This is a genomic window from Streptomyces sp. B1866, assembly GCF_031932565.1.
In the GTDB taxonomy this organism is placed as follows: Bacteria; Actinomycetota; Actinomycetes; order Streptomycetales; family Streptomycetaceae; genus Streptomyces.
The window spans coordinates 1-630 of sequence record NZ_JAVSCF010000582.1 but is presented as its reverse complement, the minus strand read 5'-3'; the positions used below and the strand labels follow the sequence as shown (position 1 = coordinate 630).

The following is a 630-nucleotide window of genomic DNA, read 5'->3' as shown; positions in this document are numbered from 1 at the left end:
GCCGGAAGGCCGCGCGGCCGCGGCGTCTGCGGCGGCCGCGTACCTGACCGCCGCTCTCGACCGGGGCGGCCACCACCTGCTGTCCGCGCTGCCCGGCGCCGAGCCCGGGCCGGACTTCGGCGGCACCGCCGACGCGGTCGCCGCGCTCGCCGCCGACGGGCACCGCCTGGCCGCGGCCGAGGGCCTGCGCTGGCTCCAGCGGCCCGGCAGCGGCGCGCTGACGTGGGCGAAGGACGACCCCGGCGCGCTGGCCAAGCTGATCCTGGCCGCACACGCGGCCGGCGCCGACCCGCGCGACTTCGCCGGCACCGATCTGGTCCGCGCGCTGGACGCGACCGGCCGCCAGTCCGGCATCCCGGCGGTGGCCGACGCTGCCGCCGCGGAGAGCGGCGACGGCGGCTCGGGCCACGGGTGGTGGTACGCGGCCGGTGGCGCGGCGACGGCCGCGGCGGCCCTGGTGCTCGGCCTGCGGCTGGCCAGAAGGCGGCGGGCGTGACGCGCGCGGGCCGCAGGGACGCGGGCTCGGTCCGGACGGACCCGGACACGGGCATGGGCATGGGCATGGGCGCGCCGGGCGCCGAGCGTCCGGCGGACGGCCGGGCGACCGGCCGCCCGGCGGGCGACGGCGCG

The 630-nt window shown here is 82.7% G+C and carries 1 pseudogene; it reads left to right on the top strand.

Annotation, left to right across the window (positions count from 1 at the left end):
- Positions 1 to 496, top strand: a pseudogene (locus RKE29_RS30295) (hypothetical protein); the annotation flags it as partial.
- Positions 497 to 630 lie beyond the last annotated feature (134 nt).